The organism is Vibrio sp. 1S139, assembly GCF_041439475.1.
GTDB classification, from domain to species: Bacteria; Pseudomonadota; Gammaproteobacteria; order Enterobacterales; family Vibrionaceae; genus Vibrio; species Vibrio crassostreae_C.
The window spans coordinates 1-5981 of record NZ_JBGOOD010000112.1 but is presented as its reverse complement, the minus strand read 5'-3'; the positions used below and the strand labels follow the sequence as shown (position 1 = coordinate 5981).

The following is a 5981-nucleotide window of genomic DNA, read 5'->3' as shown; positions in this document are numbered from 1 at the left end:
CGATAAACTCACCTTCAGACGATATCACGATAAGAACGGGCCCCACTTCCACTGACCCTCCGGTAGCATGGCTATACACCCCGAACACACGTCACTATCACCGCCTTATCTTACTCGCTACGCTCGCGCATTCTGGCAAGGCGAAGGGCAAGATTTAAGCCATGGTGACTGACAGTGCGACCTTTTTTGTGAAAAGTGCAGCGGTCAATATTTTTTCGCTTTGCTCATTCTGTATGTCGTCGCGCGCTCCTCCATGGCCCGATCGCAGTACCTGGCGAGCGTTAAAGGATTGTGGTGTGCGTTAGAGTGATTTTTGGGAGGGGGATAATGGACTAAATAAAAGGTAGATGTTGAGATGTTACTTTGGTTCAAATACTTGTTATAAAAGAAAGATCTTGGTCGTTTAATGGTTAAGTTATGCCATTATATTATTGAGTTTATGTTGATTAAAATGAGGAAAACATGATGAAGGAATACAGCAGTTGTTTATTTTATTAGCGGTTATTTTGGCGTTTTCCGCCATGCTCGTCGCGTTGAGAGCAGTCGGTAGAATATCGAGGCTTGAAGAGGAAGTGTCTCAGCTTCATAAAGAACTGGCAGCGCTGCGCACGCGTTGGTTTGAGAGAGATACACCGCCGACTCCAGAACCCGAGCAACACGCTTCTCAACCACAACAAGCTCCGCCAGAGCAGCCCACACAACCTAGTGCTTCGACGCTTAAATCAGATCCAAAGCAAACACTGGTTTCAGAGCCAACCTCTGCGCCTTTAGCAGCCAAAGAAGTACCACCGCTAATTGTCGAGCCGAGCCTACCGTCACTTGATGAAGTACATATCGGTGGTCTGGCACAAAGCCGTGAATCCGTGTTTGAGAAACAAACCAATAAACTGCTGATCAACATCCAAGAAAGCTGGTTGGTTTGGGTTGGCGCACTCGCCATGTTGATTGGTGGCGGTTACCTTGTACAAGTGATTGGCAGTCACATTGAGTTTTCACCAATCATGCGCGTGGCCATCGCATTCTCCATCTCTCTTGCTACCGTGATAGCAGGTGAATGGTTCCATCGCCGCGAGCAGAAATCCCCAGACCGAGCAGGACGAGCGAAAGGCTTTACTTACGTTCCCGCCACTATTACTGGAACGGGGTTAACTGGCATCTACTGCGCGGTGATCTTTGCGTTTGTCTTCTATCAACTCTTATCACCAAGTGCATCACTGGTGATTTTGGCGGGTGCGGCATTTTCAAGCTTAGCGCTTTCTCTACGTCAAGGGCCTTTGATGGCCGTGCTCGGGTTAATCGGTGGTTATTCAGCACCACTTTGGATTGGCGGTGCAGAGCCCAACTATTACTTACTCGCGGGCTACATCACTGCGATTTCAGTTGCCGCAACGGTACTGATGCAAAAGATCCGACACGCTTGGATTTCACCATCGATTACCGTGCCGCATATTTTGTGGATGTTGTTGCTAATTGAGTTCATACCGATAGAGCAACTTTTCTCATGGCTTGCGATCTTTCTTTCTCTGAGTTTGTGCCTGCTTTTTGCCGTACCAAGAATGGGGTGGATGCTCAAACCGCGTTATCGTCATTGCCAAGGAAGATGGACGCATCCACCGACAGGTATTACTCTCGCGATGACATTATTAGTGCTGTCGGCATTAGCTCGCATGTCTAGCGTTGATACCGCTGAGATTATTTACTTCTATGCCTTTTTTACTGCCATGATTTGGCTACCCGCAGTTCGTAAAACTTGGTCATTAAGAGTCTATTTACCTTCGATGTTGGTGTCTTCTACCGCGATCATGCTGCTTTCTATCGCGCTTGAATCTATCTACATGGCTGAAGGACAAGCGCTAGTACTGGTCGCGCTCGGCATCTGTATTGTGTTGATTGCACTGCGAACATTATTCCAGACACTGGCAGATGATCGCTCTCAACTAACAGGCATCCTCTTCCTTGTGCTAGCCCCTGTGATGAGCTTGATTACTTTGCTCTACACCTACGAGTTCATGAGCCGTCATGTTTTAGGCTGGACACTCTTCACCGCTGCAATTGCGGTTTACTACGCCTTACTTGGACAAAGGTTCAAAAGTCTGGCACTGGAATGCTCTGCCATCATGCATGCCATCATTGCCGGAACGGCTTTCGTTTGGCTGAATGACACATGGCTCACGACTGCCATTTCGATTCAAGTGGCGGTTATGGCGCTGCAGATTCAAGCCAATGTTTTCCGCCCAGCACATTGGGCAGTCAAAGTCGCAATGGGCATCTTAGTCATTCGTCTGACCTTAGTACCATTTGTTCCAGAGTGGCAACCTGTCAATGCAGGACACTGGGCTTGGGTGCTGATCAGTTACCTGCCGTCTTTGGCAATTCTTGCTTACGCTCGCACTGTGCTGCATCGCTCAGATACTGAACTCGCCAATTGGTTTGAAGGGGCGTTTTTACATGTCTTCTTGATGGCGGTGTTCACCCAGACCAACTACTGGCTCACAGGGCAATACGGCTACCTTGGCTACATCGATTTCACTTCGGCGATTGTGTTTGCTAACCAAGCATTAGTGATGGGTTTGGTTTACAGTTATCGCAGCCAGTTTGCGCAGCAACTAAAACGCGTTTATCAAGCATACAGCTACCTACTTTGGGGGGCTTTTGTTGTGCTAATGATGTTACTCAATAGCCTTGAGTCGCCGTTGATGGTTAACAATGTATCCGCTGAATCCATGCCTGTGTTCAACATGCTGTCTCTTGGCTGGCTGTTGCCTGCGATTGTTTTGCTAGTAATCACTTACAAGCGTTGGAACACAGTGCAGCTCCCGCGCTCCGTGGTCGCCAGCTTTGGTCTTATCTTAGCGGCCGTTTGGCTCGGAATGTCGATTCGCCAGTTCTGGCAACCAATCTCTATGACGCTAGCTCAACCGACTGGCATGGCAGAGCTGTTTACTTACTCGATTGCTGGTTTGATTGTCGGCGGCTTACTTACTTGGGTTGGTGCAACACGTAAAGCAATGACGATTCAGCGTATTGGCCTAGCCGTGTTGGCGTGCGTCGCGCTTAAGGTGTTCTTGTGGGATGTCCGCTCATTGGATGGCTTCTGGCGTGCGATCTGTTTCATGGGTTTAGGCATGTCACTGATTGGGTTGGGGTGGTTGTTCCAAAAATTGCACAGCTCGATTGCGGAGCCTGTTGAGCTAGATGAATAGAATTCGAGATAAAAATGCTCTATCCGGCTCTGTTGCAAATAAGGTACGGTTGGTTAATCTAGAATGATTCACTAGCCACGGTTATCCATCAAGAACTTAATCGAAGTAGATCCATCAATCATGACCGTTTTAGAACCCTCTTTGATGGCTCTTGGGTGCTTGGGCTTATCGTGAGGCTTAAGTGGACCGCCTTGCCACCGCATGGCCATGTGGGATTATAGATGAGCCTGAAATATGGAGTTGTTTACTTAAAAGCTTACACGACACATTGTGAAGCTGAACTTGAAATCAGCAACTACATGATGTTTTATAATGGATATTAATTCCGCATTGACGTCGTACTTGTGAGGGTAGACCTTAATTTAACCGCGCTTTAACAATAAGTTGGCGTTCCCCATTACAATATGCCCATTCATATGAAAAAGGAAAATCGATGAAAGCAGTTTGGTTGGCCGCAGGTGCATTGGCACTGAGCGGATGTTCGACAATGGACTCAGTAAATGACGTATCTCGCCCATCGGCAGAGATGTTCCCAGAGATGGATAACATGACGAAGCACGTTTTCTATGTAGACCCAGCAAGCAACGAAGCAGATAAGCGCGTCGAGCTTGTGGTAGGCAGCATGATGGAAACAGATTGTAACCGCGTTTCTCAGGGCGGCAGTGTGCACGAGCATTCTCTAGAAGGGTGGGGTTACACTTACTACCAAGTAGACGCTTCTCCAGCAGGCGGCATCTCTACATTAATGGCTTGTCCTGAAGACATGGAGAAGGTAGAGACTTTCGTTCAAATGCCAACACGCGACCTTTACCGGTACAACAGCAAGCTACCTGTTGTGGTTTACGCGCCAGCTGATTTGGACGTGAACATTCGTGTTTGGGCTCCTGAAGAATGATCGCTATTCAGGCAAAAATCGCACTGACATTAGGTGGTTTACTTTCGCTTGGTGGCTGTGCTTCTTCCGCCCCAGAGTATCAATATCAATGTGATGATGGCCATCAGTTCGCTGCTAGCTTTGATCAGGAAAAAGCGCTGATCACCGTTGATGACGGGAGGGAGATTGAACTCAAACAAGTTCGCTCTGCATCTGGCGCAAAATATATGTCTGATGACCAGATGCTAGTACTGCACACTAAAGGTGACGAAGCGATTTTGATCGTCAACGAGATATCCCAAAGTGCATGTCGCGTTACGAAGTAATCGTTAAATTAAAAAGGCTTGGTATCACCCAAGCCTTTTTAAAATGAAATACCTTCAGATAGCCAAAGGTGACTTCAAAAAAGCGAACATTAATGTGGTTTATGAGTAGGTGATAGGCAGGCGCTAGAGTTCGTCAATGCGCGTATGAGCCTTAAGTGATACGCTATCGACGTGCGAATTCAACACATTGAGTGTTAAGATAATGGTATAAAAAAAACAACCCCAACCCCACATGACGCGCTCTTTAAGCAGTTTATGACGCATCCAGAAACCGCTAAGGACTTATTGGATATTCATCTGCCAGCTGAGTTGCGTGAAATCTGTGATTTGACAACACTCAAGCTCGAATCCGGCAGCTTTGCGTTCAGCAAGAACGCGCTCTCTATTTTCAGCCCATCGCTTCTCATCGCTCGCGGTATATCTCAGCTCTTCCTGACGCTCTCGGCGTTGACGAGCTGCTCGTTCTCTTGTGGTTTCTTGCCTTTCTTCTGGAGCCACAGGAGCGGATTCATATATCATGGGAGTTTACTTTCATAACAAATAAAAATGAGCATACCAATAATTTCAGGCGTTTATTATTCCTAGAAAGGCGTTTTGGTCAATTAACTGCTTTAAATGACATTTTGACTAGCCAAAGGCTCATAGTGAAACACCTAAATATTGGGAGCAACGAATAACCTACATACCCACCTACTGCAATGGCTAACTTTCATTTAACCTTTCAAGCGCCTCATCGAACCCTTCTGGCGTTATATTGATATACCAATCAAAACCGACCTTCCGGCGCATGATAAGCCCTCGCTCTTCCAGAGTCTTGCAGGAAACACGAAAATTGTTGGGATGAACCTCTCTATTGAGTGTTTGAGTCACAGCGAGATTGATGACCGTCGACTTCCCTTCTTTAACCCCCTTCACGAACGCCTTTGCTAAACAATTTAATATCTCTTTTTGAATTTGGCTGAGCCTGCTGTTTTTCATTGCCATATCCCACTATTCATTGCTGCAATGATTTAAACATAACACACTTAATCATTGCTAACATGATTAAGTGAAACATTAGAGGCAGTCTTATAAAATCAACTATCTCATAAAACGACCGTTTAATGAGATAGAAATCGAACCATTAGAAAAAGCCGCCAAATCAGGCTCAACTTGTCTTATAAAAGCATCTCACTTATCATAATATTATAAACTCAAAAACAATTAGGTATACGAGTCAATAGATCAATTTTCAGGCCGCATTCTGAGTGGTATAGAAGTGAAGCTCGGCTATTCCGTTTTGATATACCCCAACATGATCATCGCCACTCTTGCCTGAGGAGTTCAAACCTATGCCCTCTTTATTAATCATACGAGCAGCCATTCATCAGCTTCATTGAACGCTTGCTCGATCACCTTATTCACTCTCTTCTTCTCATCTTTATTCCTGGAATACACTTCTAAGTTATTATTCGTCCCTTTACGGACTCGTATTCGAGCGTCAGGATAAAGCGGCTTTAAACGACGCTCTAGTTCCTCGGTTATTTTCCTAGACCGCCTTTCGGTAATACTTTTTCATCGACCATCATTTCAACACGC

6 protein-coding genes and 1 pseudogene are annotated in these 5981 nt (G+C 46.1%); 4 read left to right on the top strand and 3 right to left on the bottom strand.

The genetic code is table 11. From position 1 onward, the window contains the following. Nucleotides 1-473: 473 nt before the first annotated feature. Entirely contained in the window at nt 474-3203 is a 2730-nt protein-coding gene (locus ACED46_RS21070) for a DUF2339 domain-containing protein (RefSeq protein WP_371722372.1), read from the top strand. Between the two features lie 71 nt (nt 3204-3274). On the opposite strand, the gene ACED46_RS21065 is transcribed toward ACED46_RS21070, so the two are convergent. Further along, nucleotides 3275-3412, bottom strand: a complete 138-nt coding sequence (locus ACED46_RS21065; protein WP_371722369.1) for a hypothetical protein — start codon at nt 3410-3412, stop codon at nt 3275-3277. 224 nt (nt 3413-3636) lie between these two features. On the opposite strand from ACED46_RS21065, the gene ACED46_RS21060 reads away from it, so the two are divergent. The 3 genes and pseudogenes from ACED46_RS21060 to ACED46_RS21050 form a co-directional block, all read left to right on the top strand. Next, a complete protein-coding gene (locus ACED46_RS21060) occupies nt 3637-4098 on the top strand; it encodes an ecotin family protein (protein WP_371722367.1) in 462 nt (153 codons plus the stop codon). Continuing rightward, nucleotides 4095-4403, top strand: coding sequence for an MliC family protein (locus ACED46_RS21055; RefSeq protein WP_371722366.1), 309 nt, complete (start codon nt 4095-4097; stop codon nt 4401-4403). The genes ACED46_RS21060 and ACED46_RS21055 overlap by 4 nt, the downstream gene beginning before the upstream one ends. 255 nt (nt 4404-4658) lie before the next feature. After that, nucleotides 4659-4763 (top strand): annotated as a pseudogene (locus tag ACED46_RS21050) (Rpn family recombination-promoting nuclease/putative transposase); the annotation flags it as partial. 342 nt (nt 4764-5105) lie between these two features. On the opposite strand, the gene ACED46_RS21045 reads toward ACED46_RS21050, so the two are convergent. Further along, complete coding sequence (locus tag ACED46_RS21045; protein WP_371722371.1) at nt 5106-5381, bottom strand: hypothetical protein; 276 nt, start codon at nt 5379-5381, stop codon at nt 5106-5108. Between the two features lie 369 nt (nt 5382-5750). Continuing rightward, entirely contained in the window at nt 5751-5876 is a 126-nt protein-coding gene (locus ACED46_RS21040) for a DinI-like family protein (protein WP_371722370.1), read from the bottom strand. Between the last annotated feature and the right edge of the window lie 105 nt (nt 5877-5981).